Source organism: Stenotrophomonas sp., assembly GCF_032103445.1.
Classification (GTDB): domain Bacteria; phylum Pseudomonadota; class Gammaproteobacteria; order Xanthomonadales; family Xanthomonadaceae; genus Stenotrophomonas.
The window spans coordinates 12,966-34,748 of sequence record NZ_DAMDFR010000026.1 but is presented as its reverse complement, the minus strand read 5'-3'; the positions used below and the strand labels follow the sequence as shown (position 1 = coordinate 34,748).

Sequence of the window (21,783 nt, the reverse complement as noted above, 5' to 3'; positions counted from 1 at the left end):
CGGCTGGCTAGAATCACCCCTCGAGCAAGGGGGATTGCAGATGATCGTAGGGATAGATCTCGGTACCACGCATTCGTTGATCGGCGTGCACCGGGCCCAGGGAGGGGAGCTGTTCCCCAATGCACATGGCGACCTGCTGACCCCGTCGGTGGTCAGCCTGGATGGCGATACCGTGCTGGTCGGCAAGGCCGCGCAGGAGCGCCTGGTCAGCCACCCGCAGCACACCGTGGCGCACTTCAAGCGCTGGATGGGCAGCGACCGCGAGGTCCGCCTGGGCGGCCGTGCGTTCCGCGCCGAGGAGCTGTCCGCGCTGGTGCTGCGCTCGCTGCTGGCCGATGCCGAAGCGGCGCTGGGCCAGAAGGTCGAGGAAGCGGTGATCAGCGTGCCGGCCTACTTCTCCGACGCGCAACGCAAGGCCACCCGCGCCGCTGGCGAACTGGCTGGCATCCGCGTCGAGCGCCTGATCAATGAACCCACCGCCGCCGCGCTCGCCTACGGGCTGCAGCAGCGCGATGAAGAGGGTCGTGTGCTGGTGCTGGACCTGGGCGGCGGTACCTTCGACGTCTCGATTCTGGAGCTGTTCGAGGGCGTGATCGAAGTGCACGCCAGCGCCGGCGACAACTTCCTCGGTGGCGAGGACTTCCTGCAGGTGCTGGTGGATGCCTTCCACGCCGACCAGGGCCTGGGTGGCAAGACGCTGGCGGCCGCCGAACAGGCCCAGCTGCTGCGCCGCCTGGAGCAGTTCAAGCGCGAGCTGAGTTCGCAGGGCGACTGCACGCTGCAGATGACCCTGGCCAACCGCGAGTTCAACTGGACGCTGGACGAAGCGCGTTACGCGCAGCTGTGCGAGCCGCTGCTGCAGCGCATGCGCGGCCCGATCGAACGCGCCATCCGCGATGCGCGGATCAAGCCGGAAGCACTGGATGACATCGTGCTGGTTGGCGGCGCGGTGCGCATGCCGATGATCAGCCGCCTGGTCACGCGCATGTTCGGCCGCCTGCCGTTACGCCACATCCACCCCGACCAGGCGATCGCGCTGGGCGCGACCGTGGCGGCCGGCCTGAAGAGCCGCGACCAGACCCTGGAAGAGATCGTGCTGACCGACGTGTGCCCGTACACGCTGGGCACCCAGGTCTCGCGTCGCGGCCCCGACGGCGGCGAGCGCGCCGGCTATTTCCACCCGATCATCCAGCGCAACAGCGTGGTGCCGGTGAGCCGTGAAGATCGGTTCTTCCCGGTGCGCGACGACCAGCGCGAAGTGGTCATCGACGTCTACCAGGGCGAAAGCCCCACCGTGGACAAGAACATCAAGCTGGGCGAACTGCGTATTCCGCTGGCCCGTGGCAAGGCCTCCGAGAAGGGTCTGACCACGCGCTTCACCTACGACGTGAACGGACTACTGCAGGTGGAAGTCACCGAAGACGCCAGCGGCAAGCGCTACGAGCTGGTGCTGGAACAGAACCCGGGGCTGCTCTCGCCGGAGGAAATCCAGTCGCGCCTGCAGGCGCTGCAGGGGCTGAAGATCCACCCGCGTGACGTGCAGCAGAACGTGGCGGTGCTGGCGCGTGCCGAGCGCCTGTATGAAGAGTTCATCGATCAGCGCGAACTGGTCCAGCACTGGCTGCAGCAGTTCCGCCATGTACTGGACAGCCAGGACCTGGCGCGTATCGAGAAACACCGCGGCGAGCTGCTGGAGGCGATGGACGCGCTGGAACGCGACGCGTGAGTTGGGGCCACGCCGAACTGGAGCTGGACGAGGACGCCGACGAACGCGCGGTAAAGCGCGCGTACGCCAAGCGGCTGCGCACGACGCGACCGGATGAGGATCCGGCTGGGTTCCAGCAGCTGCATGAGGCCTATCAGGCAGCGCTGGCGTACGCGAAGTATCGGGCGCAGTGGGACGCGGCGGAGGACGAGCAGGACGACAGTGAGAACGTTGCTCAGACGGTGTCTGCCCTGCCGGCCAAGGACCCGGTCTCCGTTGAATCGCCTGAGCCGCCTGCACCGTCGGCAGAACGCGCCGCTTCGGTTCCGTTCGTAGCCGGGCTGCGTCCGCTCGAACCGGAGTCCGACGAACTGAGGCAACACGACCCGGTGCAGCCGGTGGCGACCGGCTCCGCATCGCCGTCGGTGCCTCCCCCGCGTCCAGATCTGCAGGTCTCCGAACTGAGCGAGCCTCCACTGGACGTCACCGCGTTCGCCGAACGCGTGCTCGACGCGGCCTCGAAAGGGCCACCGGTGGAGTTCGAACGCTGGCTGCAGCAGCGGAGGGAACTATGGTCGCTGCGTGACAAGCCCTTGGTGGGGGCGCAGGTGCTGTGGCACGTTCTCTACGGCAATGCGCCCGTGCGTATGGAGAACTTCGATGCGCTGAGCCGCTGTTTCGGTTGGGACGAGGTCGGCAGCGAGCTGGACCCGGATACGGCACGCACCGCCCGCCAGCGACTGCATCGTGAGTGGGTCGTGCAGCCCGACAATCATGCGTGGTTGGCGCACTACCTGAACCGGCCCGGCGCGTCAGTCAACCCGGTACAGGCCGGGAAGCGACTGGCGTGGCTGAGCCGTCCGAACAAGCGGTGGCGCGCCCTGCTGTACGCCTCGCTGCTCGAACGCGTACCGGCCATGCGACACCTGCTGGATGTGCTGGGCATTGAAACGGTGGAACAGGCCCCCGCATCGCTGCAGCGGGAACAGGTGGCGTTCTGGTTGGCGTTGACCCGGCCCGGCCAGTTCAATGTCCCCAAGATGCAGCTGGTGGCGCTGCGCAGCCTGGCATGTGCATTGGCGTGGCTGACGTTGATCGTGGTCGCTGCCCTGGCCGTCCGCCCGAATGGGCCGAGGTCGATGGGACAGACCCTCGAACTCGGCCTGTACGGTGCCCTGTTGCTGTTCGCTGGCGGCATGCTGGTGATGCCGATGCGACGCCTGCTCGAATGGCAATCTGCGGACGAAGTGCCCGGACAGCGCGCCCTGTGGCTGCAACGATTGTTGGTGCCCACGCTGGCCATTGCCTCCATTCTGATCATCCATGTCCTGGACCAGCGCATCGCCGGCACGCTGCTGGCGTTTTCCGCCGCCCTGATCGCGCTGGTGCGCTGGTGGCGTCGCGGTGCTTTCGAACTGCAGCTCAGCGGACGGTTCGGCGGCTGGGGGTTGCTGGCGCTCGTCCCGCTCGTCAAGGTGGGCGGCGTCGCTCTGCTGTTTGGGGAAGTTCCAGCGGCCGCCGCCCTGATCCTCTGGGCCATTGATGCGGTCAACAACCGCGCAAGGCGCTAGACCAATGAGCTGGGGCATGGATTGGCTCGGGCTGGAAGAGGACGCGGATGAGCGCGCGATCAAGCGGGCCTATGCCAGGCAGTTGCGCAGCACGCGCCCGGACGAGGATCCGGCCGGGTTTCAACGTCTGCATGAGGCGTATCAAGCCGCGCTGGCCTGGGTGAAGTACCGAGACGGGCATACGCTGGGCAGCGCAGAGGTACAGGAGGTCGAAACAGGACTGGCCCACGCGACGCAGTGCCGGCCAGACCTCGGCGACACGCTTGCGGGGGTGTCGCCCGTGCACACCGACGCCCAGGCCTTGCATGACCCGGTTATTTCAGTCACCAGCGGCGGCGCAGTAGCCGAGGTTCCGCCTGTACGGCCGGACCTGCAGTTACCGCCCGTTGCGCCGCCTGCGCTGGATGTCGAGCGCTTTGCGCGCAGGGTGACCAAGAAGGCGTGCCGGATCGATTCCCATGCCATGGCACAGTGGCTGACGGCACAGCCGGAGTTGTGGTCGGTGGGTGACAAACCCCGCATTGGCGAGGCAGTACTGCAGCGTCTGCAGCGGGTGGACGCGCCTATCCACGAATCTACGTTTGATGCACTGGCGGACTGCTTCGGCTGGAACGACGTAGGCAGTGGCGTGGATCCCCTCGACCTGGAGGAATGTCGGGAGCGGCTGCACGGGCTGTGGCTGTTCCGCCTTGATGAGGTCGACGACCCTACTGTGTACCGCGCGCCCCTGCGTCCATCCCCGGCTCCAGGCGAGGACGACCGGCGCGTTGCGCGGCTGCGCCGGCCATGGAATCGACTGCGTGCGCTGATGTCGGCGACCCTGCCAGGCCGTGCGCACGAGATGGGCGAAGTGCTGGCACGGTTTCGCGCGAAGGCAGGCAGCCGACCGCTGCAACCCCGTCAGATTGAGTTCTGGCAGGCGTTGAACCGTCGGAATGAAGTCAACGGCACCAAGATCCAGCTGGCGATGTTCCGCAGCGCGCTGCTCGGAGTTGGCGTGGCGGCGCTCATTTTGGTGAAGGGGATTGCCGATGGCTTCGCTGGCGGGCACCGGGGTTACTGGGGCGACCTTCAGCCGGCATTGATCGTGGGCCTCAGCCTGCTGGTGCTCGGATCAATGATTTTGCCGCTGGTAGGATTCGTGCAGTGGCAAGCCGGTGCCGAGCATCCGCGCCCTCGCGGCTGGATCGTGCGCCTGCTGGTGATTCCAGTCCTGGCCTGTGCCGCGCTGTGGCTCATGCGGGGAACGGACGTGCGCCTTGCCGGGGTGACCCTGGCGTGGCCGGTGGCGGCCTTGGCAATGATTCGATTGCTGGCACGCGGTCCGTTCCGGATGAAGTTCAGTCCGTGGATGATCGGCGTGGTCGTGATCCTGTTGCCATGGCTTGAAAAATTCGGGGCGGTGCTGGCCGTCGGCGAGATTGCTGCAATTGGCGCGCTGCTACTGTGGGCGACAGACGCCGTCGCGCAGGTACCGCTCTCGAACGCGCCGCGAAAGCCGCGGGGCCACCCATGAGCTGGGGCCTTGAGTGGTTGGGGCTGGATGCCGGTGCAGATGAGCGGGCGATCAAGCGGGCGTATGCGCAGCGGTTGCGCAGCACGCGTCCGGATGAGGATCCAGTCGGGTTCCAGCGCCTGCACGATGCCTATCAGGATGCGCTGACAGGTGGCCGAGGTGGGGACGTTCTCGTCAAGCTGCCTGCGCGCCAGCTTCCCGACGTACCACTGGATGCAGCTGAGGCGCTGCAGCAATTGCTGAGGCACAGTGGCGACGTGCCGAATGGGCAGTATGCGCAGTGGCTGATGACACAGACCCGCGATTGGTCGTTGGACATCCGGCACACCGCCGGCTGGCTCCTGATTGACACACTGCGCAGCGGCACGCTTGCACTGAACCAAGCCAAGCTGGCTGACCTGTATCGCTTCTTCGGCTTCGACGACGTGTACAGCGGCGTGGATCCCTACGAGTGGCATCAGCACGTGGTGCGTGCCCATCAGGCATGGCGACAGATTCCGCAGTCGAGCACGCCGGTGTCATTCGAGCGTGCCGCCGAGATCATCATGGGCGGTGACTCAGCGCAGATGCGCGCGAGGCTGGATGCGCTCCGGGTTCCACGCTCGCGTCTGCAGAATCTGTTCGCCGCGCTGAGACCGCGCGTCGGACGCGAGATCGGCGCGTTGATGGCCGGGTTGGACCTCCATCCTGACCGACCGTTGCCCGGTGGCGTTGATCCTGGGCAACTACGTTTCTGGACCCGGCTGCGTGCGGCGTCCGATGTGGTTGCCCTGCAGGTTGGTCTGCTACGTGTTCTGCCGTTGTGCCTGTTACTGCTTGGCGCGCTCGCATGGACCGCCGCCAACGGTGGACTGTGGTGGGCGGGCACCGCACCGGTTCCGTTGCTGGATTCGGTGGTGGTGTTCCTGGTGGCCACGCTGCTGCCCGCCTGGTTCCCGATCAGCGACTACGTCGGTGCCAGACTGCGGAACTGGCAGTGGGTCGACGAGGAGGTACCCAGCACGCAGCCCTTGTTGCGCGCATTCGGCATTCCCCTGCTGGTCGCCGGCACTGCGGTGGGGTGTGCGGTTCTGATGTCGACGGACCTGGTCTTCATCCGCACCGTGCTCACCGTGCTGATGAGCTGGAAGGTACTGCGCCTGGGCCAGCAGCGGTTGCGTGTTCGTCGTGGCGAATCGCCAAGAGCGCCGTTCATGAGCCTGCTGGTGCTGGTGCCGGCCGCATTGATGGTGTGGCCCGCGCTGGTGCTGGCGTGTGTGTACTGGGGTGTGGACCTGTATCAGAACCGCGATCGGATGCGTTGGAGTGCGCACGTATGAGCTGGGGGCTGCAATGGCTGGGGCTGGAGCCCGGCGCGGATGAGCGGGAAATCAAGCGCGCCTACGCGCAGCTGTTGCGCCGTACACGCCCAGACGAAGACCCCGAGGGTTTCCAGCGGCTGCACGCGGCGTATAGAGACGCGCTGGCTGCCGTTGCGCATGAAAGTGATTCCAGTGCACCGATGCGATCCATGCAGACACCGCAGTACGGGGCTGCGATCGAACCGCTGGATGTCACGGCCGTGGCCCAGCGCATTGCCGAGCAGGCCGCTGCGCTGGGTGCCCGCGAGCTGGATGCATGGCTGCAGGCGCTGCCCGAACTTTGGTCACTGGACGACAAGCCCCGCATCGGCCTTGCAGTGTTCTCGACCATTGCGACGTGCGAGCTGCGGCTGGCACCCAGCGTGTTCGACTGCCTGAGCCTGTGCTTCGGCTGGGACGATCTCAACAGTCCGCTGTGGCAGGAGGACGTTGAGTGGGTACGGCGGCGCTGTGAGCAGGCCTGGTTGTTGTCCGCAGACGGCGAGCAGGCGCTGGCCCGACGTTACATTGCGCAGACCGACGGCATGCTGATGCCGGAGGGCAGCGTGCTTCGGTCGATGCGCCAGCCGCGGCCACGTTGGCGAAATCGGCTGACCGCGTTGGTTCCCGGGCGCGCCGCCGAGGCCGTGGGCCTGTTGAGCGCGCTGGAATACTGGTACACGCGACAGACGCCGCCCGGGCTGGACGCGGATCAGGTCGCTTTCTGGGCGCGATTTGGCATCCGGCCCCGCCTGCACACCCTGTACAACGGTGCGCGCGTCTGCCTGGCAGGCCTGGTGCTCGGTCTTATCTGCACCTGGGGCGTGGTCAGCAGCTGGCCACTGCCACCCTCCGAAGGCGGCTGGTTCAGCGGTCCGCAGAAGGCGGTTGTGATCATTCTGGGTGCAACGCTTTTCGGGCCTCTGATTTGGGCAGCCGGCGTGTCGTGGCGGGCACTGGTGCATTGGCAGTTGGCTTGGCAGCCCAGCAGTCCCATGCCAAGGCTTCTGTGGAGGCTGGTGGTTCCGCTGCTGGTGCTGATCAGCATCGCGGTGGTGTGGCTGGGCCTGCACTGGACCGACGGCATGCCATGCGGCGCGCTCAGCGTTACCTGGCTGATCAGCGCCCTCACCCTGCACCTCGCGTGGGCGCGGCGGATGCAACGGCAGGACACCCCATCGCAGGGCAATCCCGGTGATGCGTTGAGCCTGCTCGGTGCCACCGTACTGCTGGTGCCCGCTTGGGGCGCTGCACTGCTGTGCTGGTGGATGGACCTGCGCGACGACCGCGCGTAGAGCCGGGCTTGCCCGGCTGTGCGTCATCGTTCTGTGGCCATGCGTTTGCAGGGCACTTGGCAGACCGCGCGCTTCGACCCGTGGTCATGCGTTACCGGGTGTGGTGTGTTTGAGGGCCGTCGTCTGTCGACCGACGCTACCAAGTCACCATTCCTAACGAACCCATCATTGCGATGATTCCCGTGTAGTGACACGCCATGCGTGTCATCGACCCACTCTCCGCCAGCCGATCACGGCTTTCAACGTGAATCCCCACATGCGTCCATGCAGGGATTCACTGGCGTAAGTTCATCGGCAGACCATCGCAATGCTGCCCGCCGGGCCCTGCCGGTCGCGCAGGTAGGTCACCGCAACGGTCGGCTCGTGCGGTGAAAGCAGGATGTAGCCCGGGCCGGCTTCTACTTTGACACGTGTGCCGGGTTCAATCCCCGCGCGTGATATCCACATGCCGCGTAGCTTGATGCAGGGAATCAACGGATCGTCGGGCTGGCGCTCCACACCTTCGCGGTGCAGCGTGTGAACCTGGATGCTGCGCGGGGTGTGCCAGTGGTAGATGGTGCGGGGTTTTTCTTTCTTTTGCATGATTGACCTCTCGTAGAGACTCTTCCCCGCCGGGATGGCGGGGAAGCCGGGAGGCTGAAAGCCGTCTGCACACGCACGGCGTGACGTATTTCCGCGAGGGTGTTGTATTGCGCCACCCTCCCGGCATTGTCTTGCTTACATGTGCAGTTAGAGCTTTCAGACTCTTGGGCCAACCATGCAACAGACGCAACGATAGCGGATGTAGGAATTCTTGCGTGATGTTGGCGCGGCGCGCGGTGGTTTTGCGTGGCGTGACGCGATTGGGTTGCGGCGCACGTTCGGGCGTTGTGGCGCGGGGATTCGCGGGATTTGGTGGGTGTCGCGAATGGGTTGGGTTTGGTTGCGGCGAGCCCGGTTCGCAGGGTTTTGCGGTGGCGCAATTGGCGTGTTTTGGCGGGGGGAGCGCGGTTTCGATCCGAGGTCATGCGTTACCGGATGTTGGGCGTTTCCGTGCCGTCGTCTGTCGACCGACGCTACCAAAGCAAGGGCGATCAGGGTCCGATCAGGGCCCGGAGCGAGTATCGCGGTTGGATTTTGATTTCCCGTGGCCACCGATCACCTGTCGAAGGTGGGTCGGGGTGGGTTTGCGGGACCGTCAAAAACATGGATGTTTTTGACGAGCCCCCATGGATGGGTTTACGGCGTGTCCCGCAAACCCACCCCGACCCGCCCAACCAGAAGAACGTTGAACCGAGCGTTGTTCGCGTGAATCCATCACCAGGCGCGAGATTATTTCTCGCGCCGCCAGTTGAGGGAGCCCCGGTTTTCCACGGTGCTCGATTCGAGTTCGAGGTCAAAGCCGCGGCGTAGCAGGTACTTCAGCGTGAGCACGGAACCGCTGCCGACCATCGAGACGCCGTAGCCGATGTACAGCTTGGGCGAGATGTACTTGCCGAAGCCGATCACCGAACCGCCCAGCGCGCGCGACTGGCTTACGCCTGCGTCGTCCAGGCCCAGCTTCGCGCCCAGCTGCGAGGCCAGCAGGCCACTGCCCGCCGACAATGCCGCCGAAGCTGCCGTTACCTGCTGGGTCTGGTCGCTGCTCGCGTTGGTCAGGCTGCGGCCCAACACCAGGTACGCCAGTGCTTCGGATTGCGACATCGCCGGTTCCGACCACACGTCCACGCGCGGCGACTGCGCACGCCCGGTCACATCGATGCCCGCCGTCACGTCACCAATCCGGCGCTCCGCGCGGATGTTGATGCGCGGATCCGACACCGCGTTGTAGTTCCAGTTGAGGTTGCCACGCGTGATCGTCAGGTCCTGGCCGTACGCCTTGTAGCGCCCGCGCACTTCCAGCGCACCGTTGGCCGTCATTTCCCGGCCCGGGCGCGCCCACACCTGCATCTTGCCGCCCAGCCCACCCTTCAGACCGAAGCCGGCCATGTTGACCTTGTCGCCCAGGCTCACCGTCAGGTCCATGTCCAGCGGCGAGGTCGGCGTTTCTTCCGGGTCCGCCGGGTCCAGAATCACCACGTCCTCGGACACCGAGGTACCGCGATCCAGGCGCTCCAGATCGATGTCCGCCTCCGGCACATGCACCGTGCCGCGCAGCTCCATCGCCGTCTGCGCCAGGGTGAAGTCGAGATTCGGATTGGCCACGATCCGCAGTTCCGGCGTGTTCGACAGCAACACGTTCTCGCCGTGGATGTGCAGCTGCAGCGGCTGCGCGTCGCCGAACCACGACAATCCGCCGTCCACGAACAGCGTGCCCTTGCCCGAGTTCGCCTGCGCGGTGATCTTCGCCGAACCATCCGGCTGCGCCACGAAGCTGCCCGAGCCTTGATCGAACGTCAGCCCCAGCGCCGGGAACTCACCCTTGAAGTTGCTCAGCTTGGCCTCGCCACCCAGCGACGGCTGCCCACGCGTGCCGCGCAGGCTGACGTGACCTTCAATCAAGCCGGTCGGGCGTACGATGTCCGGCGAGAACAGCTCCAGCCAGTACAGCCGCGACATGTTGAGGTACAGCTCGCCATTCAGCGGCGCGCTGGCCTCCCAGCCGGTCTGGAACTTCGCATCCACGAAGCCGTTGCCCTGGAAGCCCACGCCCAGCTTGCCGACGATCTGCGCCGGGGTCATGTCCACGCTGGCCGAGAACTGGTCATACCGCACCAGCTCGCCACGCGCGTTGTCGCCGAGGCGGATGCCGCCTTCCATCGAGGCAATGCGCGCGTTGCCTTCCCACGCGTTGCCACGCGGACGAATGCGCCCGTCCAAGGTGATTTCGCCACGCAGATGGATACGCCGGCCCGACTGCGGCGGCAGCCACGGCTGCACCAGCGCCAGTGGCAACGCGTCGCCGCGCACCACCAGCCCGTCACGCGGCCAGTTGGCGCTGGCACAGAGCGCGCCGCCGGTGGCCGCACCCAGGCAGGTGTCGCTGAGGGTGAAGTTGCTGCCCTGAACCGCGAAGGTCGCCGGGCCGCGCAGGTTCCAGGCATCGCCCTTGATCGGGGCGATGTTCAACTGCGAAAGATCACCACGCCACGCATTGCCCTGCTGACGCACCCCGCCCTGCAGCGCCACCGCACCCAGTTCGTTGCGCGCCTGCGCATCCAGACGCAGGTTGGAGACACTGCCGCGCGCATTGACGCTGAGCGTGTCCAGCAGCATGCCGACCTGCACCGCCGTGCCCTGCAGCGCCAGCGTGCCGTTGTCACCCTGCCACGGCAGGCGACCCTTGATGCTGAGCGATTCAGCGCTGTAGTCGCCGTAGCGCAGACCATTGCCGACCAGATCGGCGGTGATGTCCGGCGCGGTACGCGGCCCCCGCACCTGCACCGACCCGCGCAGGGTGCCGCTGTTGCCGGGCAGCAGGTCATCCAGCTGCACCGGGTCCAGCTGCGCCTGCACGTCGAGGCGGTCGCCCACGCTGCCCTTGGCGGTCAGGCGGCTGTTGCCTACCGCCAGCCGCACATCACCCTCGCCCTGTGCACCGCGGATCGCAAAGCGCCCCTGCGCGTCCACCGAGCGGTTGCGCAGCGTGCCCTTGATCCCGGGAACGTCCACGGTGGCTTCATAGGTCGCCGCAGTACCGGGCGCGCTGCCTGCGGGCGGCGGCACCTGCCGGCCCTTGGAGGCCAGCGAGCCGGACAGACGCCCGTCCCAGCCCGGCACGAAGTAACCCGGGTCGAACCCGGCCAGCTTGGCGGCCACGTCCCAGTCCAGCTGCGGAGCCCAGGCGACTTGCCCGGTGGCATCCAGCGTGCCGCCCGGGGTCTTGGCCTGCAGCTGCTTGATCTGTGCGGCCTGGTCGCTGCCACGGATGTCGAACTGCAGGTCGGCGCTCTGCTGCTCGCGCTCGACCGACGCCTCGCCCACGGCCGCCCACTGCTTCAGCGTGCCGGCCAGGCCCATGCGGGCTTCCTTCAGGGTCACCGGCACCGGTGCGGCTGCACCCGGCGTGGACGGGTCGGCCGCCGGCACGTAGGTGAGGTCGTTGGCGACGATGGAGAAGCGCAGGCTGGCGTTCTCGCGATCGCTGAAGTCGGCCTTGCCCTGCAGCGTGGCCTGCCCGCCGAAGCCCTTCACCACCAGCGGCGACACGGTCAGCACCTGGTCGGCCAGACCCACATTGGACGGGGCCAGTTCCACCACCAGATCGCCCTGCTGCACGCGACCCTGCAGGTGTGCCTGCCCGCCCTTGCCGTTGGCCTGGAAGTCCAGCGACAGCGGCGTGCTGGTGCTGGCGTCCATGCCCGGAACCAGCAGCGCCAGATCCAGTGCCTTGCTCTTCGCACTGGCCTTCCACACCGGGTCGTCACGGCCCTCGAAGATCAGGCTGGCCTGCAGCGGCTCCGGCGCGTAACCCGCCAGCGCCACTTCCATTCGGCCCAGATTGCCACGCGCCACCAGCCCCAGCCGCGCCGGCGTGCGACCGCGCGGGGCCGGCATCAATGCACTGATGGTGATGTCGGTGGAGTAGTCGTTGCGCGGCACATAGCGACCATCGATGCGAAAATCGCCATAGTCGCTATCCACCAGCAGCTGCTTGGCGCGGAATTCGCCCGTGGCAACTTCCAGCCCACCGCGCACCTTGTCGATGTTGATCACCGGCTCGCCGGCCTGGGTGATGCGGAAGCCGTCGATGGTGATGGTGTCGACCTGGATCGCCAGCGGCATTTCGATCTGCGGCAGCGATTCCGGCCACGACGGCATTTCGAAGGGTTCGTCACTCTTGGCCAGATTCAAGCTGGCGTCCGTGAGCTGCAGCGCGTCCAGCTGCAGTTTGCGGCCCAGCAGCGGGCGCAGGTCGGGGTCGAGGTAGGCGCGCTTGGCGGTGAAGTGGATGTCGTCGTAACGGAAGTCCAGGTCGTGCAGTACCAGCGGCCCTGCCAGCGGCCCGTCGACCTTGCTCCACTGCAGGGTGGCCCCGGCCGGCAGGCGTGCCATCACCTGGGCCAGCAGCACGTCGCGGCCGGCCACGGTCTGCAACAGCCAGTACAGCAGCAGCAGGAACAGCAGGCCCAGGCCCAGCGCGGTGAAGCCCGACCACGCCCAGAAGCGGCGCTTGCGGTAGAAGCGCACGCGCGGTGGGGCGATCTTGTTCTGCGGGGTCGGCGTGGGCGTGCTCACAGGTCCGCTCCGATGTTCAGGTACAGCTGGAACTGCGAATCCGGGTCGTTCAAGCCATGCGCGATATCCACGCGCACCGGGCCGACCGGCGACTTCCAGCGCACGCCGAAGCCGACGCCGGTGTGCAGGTCGATGGTGTTGTCGAAGGCGCTACCGGTATCCACGAACACCGCCGCGCCCCACGGGCCGCCGTTAAAGTAATGCTCGTACTCGGCCGAGCCGACCACCAGGTTCTTCGCGCCCAGCGCGTACTTGTCGGGTTCCGGGGTACGCGGGCCGACCTCACGGAAGGCATAGCCGCGGATGCTGCGGTCGCCGCCGGCGAAGAAGCGCAGGCTGGGCGGCATCGCGACCAGGTCGCTGGTCCAGGTGGTGCCGCCTTCGCCGCGCAGGATCAGCCGGTTGCTGTCGCCGACCGGGATATACCAGCGCAGCAGCACGTTGGCCTGCACGAAACTGGTATCCGAGCCCGCGCCTTCCACGCCGCCGCGCACCGTGGCGCTGCCGCTCAGGCCCTTGCGCGGGAACAGGTTGTCGTCGACGTTGACGTAGTCGGCCACCAGCTGCGGATACACCAGGGTGGAGGTGTTGTAGATCGCATTGGTGAACTCGGTGCCCGAGGCATAGCGCCAGCGCTCGCGCAGTGCGTTGACCGAGGCGATCAGGGTCCAGTTCTCGTTGAGCTGGCCGCTGCGGCTGCCGATCAGCTTGAAGTTGCGCAGGTCGATGTAGTCGGTCTGCTCGTCATACGCACTCGCAGTAAGCCCGTACCAGCCATCCAGCCAGCGGAACGCCGGCACCCGGTAGCTGACCACCAGACTCTTGCGCTTCTGCGCGTAGTCCAGCTGGGTGTTCATCTTGTGGCCGCGGTTGTTCAGGAAGCGCCGCTCGATGCCGCCGCGCACACCCGCCCCGCTCTCGCTGCCGTAGCTGACACCGGCGGTGTAGATGGTGCGCTTGGCGCGGGTGAGATTCACGTCCACCGGCACATTGCCGTTGTCGTCGGCCTGGTCCGGGCGCGGCTGGATATCGATGGTGCTGAAGTAGTCGAGCTTGGTCAGTGACTCACGCAGGCGGTCCAGCTTGCCTTCGTGGAAGTAGCTGCCGGTGTCCCAGTACACCAGCGGGTCGAACAGCTTGTCGACGAAGTAGTCCTGGTTGAAGCGGATTTCGCCCATGTTGTAGCGGCGACCGCTGTCCCAGGTGAGGTCGATGTCGGCGGCGTTCTCGGCGCGGGTGATCTCGACCCGGCGCTCGGTATAGTCGGCGTCGAAGTAGCCGCGCTCGGCCAGACGGCGGGTGATGACGATCTTGCTCGCTTCGTAGGTGGTGTGCTCGAAGCGCTGGCCCTTGCGCGGGCGGAAGTTCTCCAGGTCGTCCTGCAGGTACTGGTCGAGCTGGGCCGGGCCGGTGATGTCGATATGCTCGCGCCGCACCAGGGTGGGCGGGCCTTTTTCGACATGGATGACCACGCGCAGGGTATCACCTTCACGCGGGCTTTCCACGGTGATCTTCGGGTTGTAGAACCCGAACGGCTCCAGTGCCTGCCGGGTCTGGCGCTCGGCCTGAGACAGCAGGTACTCCAGGCGCGACTCGCCCTGCACCTGGCCGATGGTGTCGTACAGCGACAGCGAGACCTCGATGTTCTCGATCATCTCGGCGTCGTCGCCCTTGTCCAATCCCTTGATGTCCACCTTCTCGATGGTGCCGCGCGCATGCGCCGCCGAAGCGGCGAGCAGGGCCAGCACCATCAGGGGGAGGGCGTATTTCGTTGGCTGCATCGGGACAGGATAGCGGGAACGGGCCGAAAGCGAAGCCCGTTTCGCGCGGTGCGGGGGTGGCGGACATCACGCCGTGTTCACAACATGCGTCTCTGGAACTCCAGTTCCTCCCTGAGCTTCGCCCAGGTCATGGCGGGCGAAACATAGATGTCATATGGACCGCCGGTCGCCGTACCGGATTCGATGCAGATCGTGTAGTACTGCTGCCCCCGATATGCGTAATAGCAGTCACCAACCCCCTGGCAGTCCAGAAAACCGAACACCCGGGCATCGGGGTGAAGTGCCAGATTCACCGCCCCCTCCTCCACGCCCTCGGACTGCCACGCCGCAGACACGAGGCGTTGCACCGGGCCGGTGTCGTCTCCGTCCAGGTAACCCGATTCCAGGAACTCGCCCAGCGTCTTCGCCAGTTCCGCTGGTAGCGGGTCGTGGCTGCCCTCGGCCGTATCGCCGAACACCAGCGCACCTCCCTGGAGTTTCAGGAGCTCACTGAACGGCGGTCCGCACACAACCGGCGCAGAAGCGCCGGCTGTGCTGGAACTGCTGACGGTCATGGACGGCACTACTGTCTTGTCAGCATGCATACATACCTCAGAACGCCTCCGGTTCTTCCGGCACCCACAAGCGGGCGACGGGGGGCTGGGGTGGGTTGCGTTTGAACTCGGCATCCACCCATTGGGCGACCTCGGGCTTCAGCAGATCCGTCTCCGCGAGCGCTTGCATTTCGCTTTCACGAACACCCGAATTCTCCCACGCGTCGCGGTTCTTGTTGATGATGGCCTCCAGCTTCTTCTCAAGCAACCACTGCTTGCGGTGTGCGTTGTCGTCAAAGATGTAGAAGACGCGGAACTCCATGTTCGGCATCAGCGACTTCAGCTCGGCAAAGCGTCGGTCGCAACTACGCAGGCACGGGTCCATGTCCGACATCATGTACATCTTGCCCTTCATTTCGGTCACCGGACCCTTGAAGGAACCCCACAAACGTGCCGAAAGCGACGGAAATTTGCTGGATAGCGCTCTGAAGAATCCATCCAGCCACTTGCCCTCGCTGCACGAACGAATCCCGTACACGCGGTAGTCGCCCGGACGGAGCGATTTCGCGTTGCTGGGCAGCAGGTAGGAATCGCCCATGATGGAGCGCAGATTTGGCGAGAAGTTGGCGCTGTCCAGCTTGAGGATTTCCTTCTCATCCAGCTCGTAAACCGGCACTTTCTGCTTGGTACCGGGACGGGTCACGCGAAGATCGACCTCCTTCAGGGTTATCTTCTTCGACCCCTGGTTACCTTCGCCGTGCCGACCGGCGATCGGCCCCAGATCCGCACCCAGCGCGTAGTCATCGCGATACCAGTTGCTGAATGTTGGATTGTTGAACGCGTCGGCTTCCGGGACGAACACCCGGCGGACCGGGGCACCTTCGATCAATCCCTCTAAGGAGAAGAGGGGCCGCGCGTTTCCGCTGACCGCGGTCCCCTCGAGGGGAAAGTCCGGCAGTAGGTCCACCGACTCGTCGTTGAAGTACAGTCCCTGCATCTTGTAGCTGGCCAGATTCATGGAATCGAGGCCTTTCAGATTCCCGAAGGGCTTTTGTTCCAGCTCGCGCAGCCGGGCAAGTGACGCATCGTCCAGGTTCTTCTTCTGTTCCTTCAGTTCCCGCGCCTGCTTCTGCAGCTGTTTCAGCTCCAGTTCTTCCAGCGCCAGTTGGTCGTACTCGTTGTCAAACTTTCCATGCGCCCCATCCAACACGCCCATCAGCGCTTCGCGCTGGTCAACATCTTCCTGTACCAATGTGATGGAGGGCGTGGGATCGCATTCCGGCGCACGCTTCTTGGTTTTCGACTTGAACACTCCAAGCGTGGAACTTCCTGACGCGGCACTGCTCAGCGTGCAGACCTCCTTGATGGGAGCTTTCTGCATGTCCTCCAGCACCGCACGACGCAGCTGCGCCGCGTCGAGGTGCAGTGCCTGCTCGGTCATACTCATCTGCGGGAACAGTGCGGTCTGCCAGTTCGGGTGCACGACCCCATTGCCATCCTTGACCACCAGTATGCCGGCATCACCTGGAGTGAATACCAGTTTCATCACCGCGTCGCCCGGAGTGGTGCCCGCCACCGTCAGGATGAAGCCGCCTGCGTTGTCGTCGAGTACGCGGGTTGTGCGACCTTGCAGCACGCCTTGGATATGCGAGCCCAGCTGCTGGACGTCGGCCAGCGTCTGGAAGCGGTTCTTGAACACGGCTTCGCGGTGCTGCCGCTCATTGCGGACACGCAGCTTGTCACTGACCTTGTCGCGAATGTCCGGATTGAAGATCCACGATTCAAGTTCGCGCTTCTGAATCGCATTGGCCGCGTTGACGATGTCCTCGGCTTCGTCCTTGGTCAGCTCCGGGAAGTGCTTCTGCAGGTTGTCAGCGGCTGCCGGCAGGCGGTGTTGCACAGCCAGCCAACGCTGCCAGGTCTGGATGCTCTGCTGCGGGTTTTTCTGGATGACGCGGGCGAGTTCCTGGGTGACCTGCTTGACCAGCTCTTCGCGCCCGGTGGTACCCGGCAGGCCCATGCGCTTCAGCAGCGCATCGATATCCGATGCGTCGATAAGCGCGTCGATGCCTGCCAACGTTCGTGCATCGGGGACCTTGACCATCAGGCCGACCGGGCCGGTGCCAAAGCGCGCGCCGCGCGTCCATTCGCCCACGGTGTCGATGAAGGTTTCCACCGATTTTCCGTTGCCCAGAAGGGGGCTGTCTGCCCAGGCGCGCATGATGATCGACTCGTCGCCCGGCTTGCCGAGCGTGTCCGGGTCAGTGAGGATCTCCTGCACGCGCTGCTCAATGGTGGCTTCACGCACCACACGGCGAACATCGGCGCTGGGCGAGGATTCCCGCGATCGCGAACCGAACACCACGGCCAGCTCATCCAGCTTGTCTTCGGACAGACGATTCGTCTCGGCGATCCTGTTGACCCAGTCCGGCCGCTGAGGCGGCGTTTCGCGCGGCGTGTTGAGCGGGCGCAGCGTGGTAACCCCGTGCTTGCGGTCGGGCGCTTCCATCCTCTGCCATTGGCCGGCCTGCTGCTTGATCGGCGGCCCCGCGTCCTGGGTACCGTCCTGCATGTCCAGGCGCACGAAGTCCTCGCCTTCCTGCTGCGTCACTTTCACAAAGCCATCGGCCTGCTCGATGTACTCCTCCCCGTCCTGCCAGTGCACCTTGGTGCCATCAGCGAGGCGACGCTCCAACATCGGCAGACCAGCGTCGCTCAGATCCTGGCGTGAGGTGACGAAAGCCGGATTGATATGGCCCTCACCGGTGAACGCCTCCGCCTGCCGACGCCACTGCGCCAGCGCATCGATGGCCTCGTTGACGCTGGACAGGCCTTTCCGGCCGAGCTGCCACAGAGTCAGCGGCAGCGAGACCATGCCCAGCACATCCAGTGCGTCGGCCACGCTGCTGCCGATCTCCTCGATGGCTCCGTCGATGTTGCCGCGCTCCAGCGCTTCCACGCCGCTGTGGATGCCCTTGGCTACCAGCGCCAGGGTGCTGCCGATGCACACCGCGGCCATGGTGCCGCCGGTGCCGATGGTGCAGGCGAGGCCGGCCGCGATGGAGCCGAAGATGGTCAGCGCATCGGTCACCCGCTCCAACTCGCTGGTGGTCATCTCGTCCACATCGGAGATGCGCATGTCGATGAACGACTTGCCGGCCTGCCACGGGCCGCCGGTCCTGCCGAAGGTCACCGCGATGCCCGTCGCGGATTGCTTGGCGTTGAAGGCGTTGGTCAGGTCCTGATGCAGGCGAAGCGGCGCACGCGCCATCACGTAGTCCTGCGCTTCCGGCAGCAGCAGCCAGCGCTTGAATGCGGCTTCATCCAGCAGCTGGTCACCGGCGCTGGTGCCCGGTACGAATACATACTGCTTGTTGTTGGCGCTCAACGCCCACAGGCCGTGGATCTCATGGCCCCTGATCTTCACCACCTGCAGCGATGACGCACTCTTCTTCGTGCCGTCAAGGTGGCCGTGCGCCCGCATCAACGCCGCGTAGGTGGCGGCATCCAGACGCCCTTCCTGATGTGCGTTCTCGATCATCCAGGCCATGTGGACCCGGGTGTGGTTGGCCATCGAGGCATGCAGGCCATTGCTGGCGTCCTTGGCCACGTCCTTCAGGTGCGCAACGTAGGCATCGGCCAGCTGGTTGCTCCACGCCATGTCCGCCAGCACGCGGATGATCGCGCGGCGCCCGTTTTCGTCGAGCAGTTGATCGGTGTGCTGCGCGTCGGTGCTACCGTCCGCCTTCTGCACGGTGAGGTCCATGTCGAACAGGTCGATCTGGCTCGGCCACGGTTCCAGCTCCTGACGCTGGTTGGGCAGGCCGCCTTCCCAATCCGGCAGTTCCGGGAGGTTCACCGGCAGCGGCGGCCGCTCCAGCCCATGCTGCTGCCAACCGCTCACCGCCCAGTCGATCAGGGACATTTCCACGCCCTGCACGTTCAGCACGATGCGTTCGGGGTCGAGGTCAGCGAAGTCGATGCCGACCAGCTTCAGCGCGTGCACCATTTCGGTGGTGACAGCGGGCTTGGCATGGTCCTGCAGGGTCTGCACGTCGTTGTTCAGGTGCTCGGCGTGGTCAGCGTCGGTGGCCGCATTGGCAATGCCCAACGTGCTCCAGCGCAGGCGGTTGCTGGCCAGTTGCTGCTGCGCCTCCTGCCGGGCGAACTGGATGCGCTGCGCGGCCCAGTCGTCCAGCGAGTGGCCCGGGTCGGACACCGGCTTGAAGTTCAGAATGAAGCTGTCGCCCGGGTTCCAGGTTGCGGTGCCCTGCTTGCCGTTCTGGTAGGCGGCCTTGCGCTCCTGCCAGCGGTCCACCTGCTCCTGCACCTGCGGACGCAGGGCCGGCGGTGCAGCGGCAATGATGTCCTTGACCAGGGTCTTGTCGATCTCGTTGTTGACCACGTGCAGCCCGCCCTTGGCGCGGCGCTCGTCGAGGAACTGGCGGAACGCGTTTTCGTCCTTGAACACGTCGAACTTCTGCAGGTCGGCGCGATACAGCACCACCTGGCCATTGAGCCGAGAATCGTCGCTGGCACTGCGCAGCACCAGGTAGTGCGGCACGCTGAACGTCACCGTGGAGCCATCGGCCAGCACGTCGCTGTAGGTCAGCAGCGAGCTTTCCACATTCTGGGCCCCCTGCAGGTAGCCCAGCACAATGTCCGCGCCGCGTCGGTGGGCGTCCGGGCCGCTGCCCAAGGCACCGTTGAATTTGGCCTTGACCGCATCGATCACCAGCCGCGCGCGCAGCGCCTTCACCAGCGCCGGCTGCTGCAACGTGCTGCGCTCCTCCACCTGCTGCTGCAGCTGCTGGCAGTCCTTGCTGGCCAGGAAGCCCCGCAGCAGTTCCTGCTGCTTGTCGCTGAGCGGCTTGCCGTCGCGGCTGATGCGTACCGGCGATGCGCTGCTGCCCGTTCGGGTCAGGCAGTACTCCAGCAGCGGCATTTTTTCCTGCACCTTGACCCCGGCCACCGTGGTGGTGCCCAGGTCCACGTGCAGACCGGCGCTGCCGCTCTTGTAGCCGTGATGCTTCAAGGCGTCGTCCAGCACCTGCTGGGGCAGCGCTTCCAGCGAGGTAAGCACCGGTTCCAGCTCGTGCAGCAGCTTCAGCTGGGTCACCACCAGTTCCTGCTCCGAACCGACCAGGCTGGCCACCCACTTCCAGCCGTCCTGCTGGGCGATGTCCTGGGCCAGGGCCAGCGCCCAGGCCTGCATCGAACGCAGGGTGTCGGTCAGCTGGCCGTCGCCCAGCATCTGGTCGCGCTGGGCGTCGGTGAGGCCCTGTACGTGGATCTGTTCGGGCGGAGCTTCCGTCGAGGTAGTCGTGTTGCTCTGCTCAAGCGCGTGGCGGCGACGACGCTTGCCAGGCACCTCCGGCGTGCCCAGCAACTGGTCAACGCCGGAGCCCCAGGCACCGTCTACTGAGACCACTTCCTGGGTGAGCATCGCGGCCAGCTGCTCCAGGGTCGGCGGCGGTGCCTCCGGGGGCCATATGGAGTCCTTGAACCACGCCACGCCAGCGGCGGCGAGGGTGCCAGTACCCACTACGGTGGCTTTGAACGGATTCTGCTTGATGAAGTTGCCCATGCCGGCCAGTAGCGACGTGGAGACGGTCTTGGGTGCACTACCAAGCAGGGCATCGGCCGCGGGGTCGGCGGTCGGGGTCACGAACTGCCCCTCTTCCATGAGTTTTAGTTCGATTCCCTGAACTTCGGTTGCCACCTGGCTGAAGCCGGCGCGTGCGCCCACGCACGTGAGCATGGTGCCCAACCAGTTCAGCCAGCTCGCTTCTGCGCGGGGGGCTGGCGAGCTCGCCGCGTACAGCTCATCCAGCGGTGATTTGACGATGGGCCCCGCGATTGCGAGCGTGCTCGGGGCGACCGCCTTGTGCAGATCGAACGCAGCGCTGCCGGATGCCGACGACGTCGCCGTGGCCAGACGATGGGGCAGCGGTGCCGTTTCCTTGTAGCCCGCCAGGTGCTTGCGGTCTTCCGCGCGTTTGAACGCCGCCATTTCCTCGCGGTCGAGCTTGCGCATCGGGCCCGGGGCTTCGGCCATCGGGGCGAACAGCTGACCGCCCAGTCCGTTCAGACTGACCAGCTTCCGCCAGTGATGCGGCAGGTTGGCAACGAACTGGCCGACGCCCTGCAGTTGCCCGGATGCCTGCGGCAACCGGCCCTGCAGCTGCCACAACAGCACCGCCGCCGCGAGCGCGCCGCCCGCCTCTTCAATGCCCAGGTCCAGCGTGGTGGCTTCATCGGCGCTTTGTACCCACTCGTGCATCGACTGCAGGGTTTCCACCACGGTGGGCGGCAGGCTGCGGATGAACGCTTCGATGCTGTCGACGCTGCGCAGGGCAGGCAGGAATGGCAGCAGGCTTGGCAGGGCGGCGCTGATTGCGCGCCAGTCGCCTTCGTACAGCGCGCGCGCCACCTGGGCCGCGCTGGCCGCGCCGGTGATGCCCGGCAATGCGTGGGAGGCCAAGCGCCACGTGTAGGTTTGCAGGGTGGTATTGGCGGCGTTGAGAAAGAAGTTTTTCAGGGCGGGCAGCAGGGGGACCGGCTTGGACAATTCCTTCTCGAAGCGGGCGATGATCGCTTCGCGGGCAGCGGCATCGGGGGCGTGCTTCAGCTTCTCGTTGAGCATCGCAATCAGATCGCGGGCATTCGGATCAGTGCTGTCGCGGAGCTGTTCCAGGATCAGACGTTTACGTGCGGCCAGTTCCTGGCGCGTCGAGGTGCGTGTCGCAAGTGACGCGGAAGCGTCGTTGTGGATCGCGACCGGCGCGCCGGTGACTAAACACTCGTTTTCGGGCGGAGACGGCGGCAAGGCAACCGGGGAGGACCGGGACGCAGAGGTGGAGGCAACAACAGGGCTCGGCATGG

General features: G+C 65.8%; 10 protein-coding genes. 5 read left to right on the top strand and 5 right to left on the bottom strand.

What is annotated here, in order from left to right:
• Positions 1–40 precede the first annotated feature (40 nt).
• Genes RT551_RS11310 through RT551_RS11290 form a run of 5 tightly spaced genes read left to right on the top strand, consistent with a single transcriptional unit; the run spans position 41 to position 7,427 of the window.
• The gene (locus RT551_RS11310) at positions 41–1,726 is read left to right on the top strand and encodes a molecular chaperone HscC (RefSeq protein ID WP_313458619.1); all 1,686 of its coding nucleotides are present in this window, start codon (positions 41–43) and stop codon (positions 1,724–1,726) included.
• Complete coding sequence (locus tag RT551_RS11305) at positions 1,723–3,276, top strand: hypothetical protein (protein WP_313458617.1); 1,554 nt, start codon at positions 1,723–1,725, stop codon at positions 3,274–3,276. Before RT551_RS11310 ends, RT551_RS11305 begins: the two co-directional genes overlap by 4 nt.
• Before the next feature lie 4 nt (positions 3,277–3,280).
• Positions 3,281–4,792, top strand: a complete 1,512-nt coding sequence (locus RT551_RS11300) for a hypothetical protein (RefSeq protein WP_313458614.1) — start codon at positions 3,281–3,283, stop codon at positions 4,790–4,792.
• Positions 4,789–6,111, top strand: coding sequence for a hypothetical protein (locus tag RT551_RS11295; protein WP_313458611.1), 1,323 nt, complete (start codon positions 4,789–4,791; stop codon positions 6,109–6,111). The genes RT551_RS11300 and RT551_RS11295 overlap by 4 nt, the downstream gene beginning before the upstream one ends.
• Positions 6,108–7,427: a hypothetical protein gene (locus tag RT551_RS11290; protein WP_313458609.1), complete on the top strand. Its 1,320-nt coding sequence runs from the start codon at positions 6,108–6,110 to the stop codon at positions 7,425–7,427. The genes RT551_RS11295 and RT551_RS11290 overlap by 4 nt, the downstream gene beginning before the upstream one ends.
• Before the next feature lie 288 nt (positions 7,428–7,715).
• On the opposite strand, the gene RT551_RS11285 is transcribed toward RT551_RS11290, so the two are convergent.
• From RT551_RS11285 to RT551_RS11265, 5 genes are all read right to left on the bottom strand, one after another.
• Positions 7,716–8,009 (bottom strand): hypothetical protein, encoded by a 294-nt coding sequence (locus RT551_RS11285; RefSeq protein WP_313458606.1) that lies wholly within the window; start codon positions 8,007–8,009, stop codon positions 7,716–7,718.
• A gap of 729 nt (positions 8,010–8,738) precedes the next feature.
• On the bottom strand, positions 8,739–12,584 hold the full coding sequence (locus RT551_RS11280; protein WP_313458603.1) for a translocation/assembly module TamB domain-containing protein: 3,846 nt from the start codon (positions 12,582–12,584) through the stop codon (positions 8,739–8,741).
• Positions 12,581–14,365, bottom strand: a complete 1,785-nt coding sequence (locus RT551_RS11275; protein ID WP_313458600.1) for an autotransporter assembly complex family protein — start codon at positions 14,363–14,365, stop codon at positions 12,581–12,583. The genes RT551_RS11280 and RT551_RS11275 overlap by 4 nt, the downstream gene beginning before the upstream one ends.
• A 77-nt stretch (positions 14,366–14,442) precedes the next feature.
• Positions 14,443–14,919: a hypothetical protein gene (locus tag RT551_RS11270; RefSeq protein ID WP_313458599.1), complete on the bottom strand. Its 477-nt coding sequence runs from the start codon at positions 14,917–14,919 to the stop codon at positions 14,443–14,445.
• A gap of 37 nt (positions 14,920–14,956) precedes the next feature.
• Positions 14,957–21,781, bottom strand: a complete 6,825-nt coding sequence (locus tag RT551_RS11265) for a hypothetical protein (RefSeq protein WP_313458598.1) — start codon at positions 21,779–21,781, stop codon at positions 14,957–14,959.
• Positions 21,782–21,783: the final 2 nt, after the last annotated feature.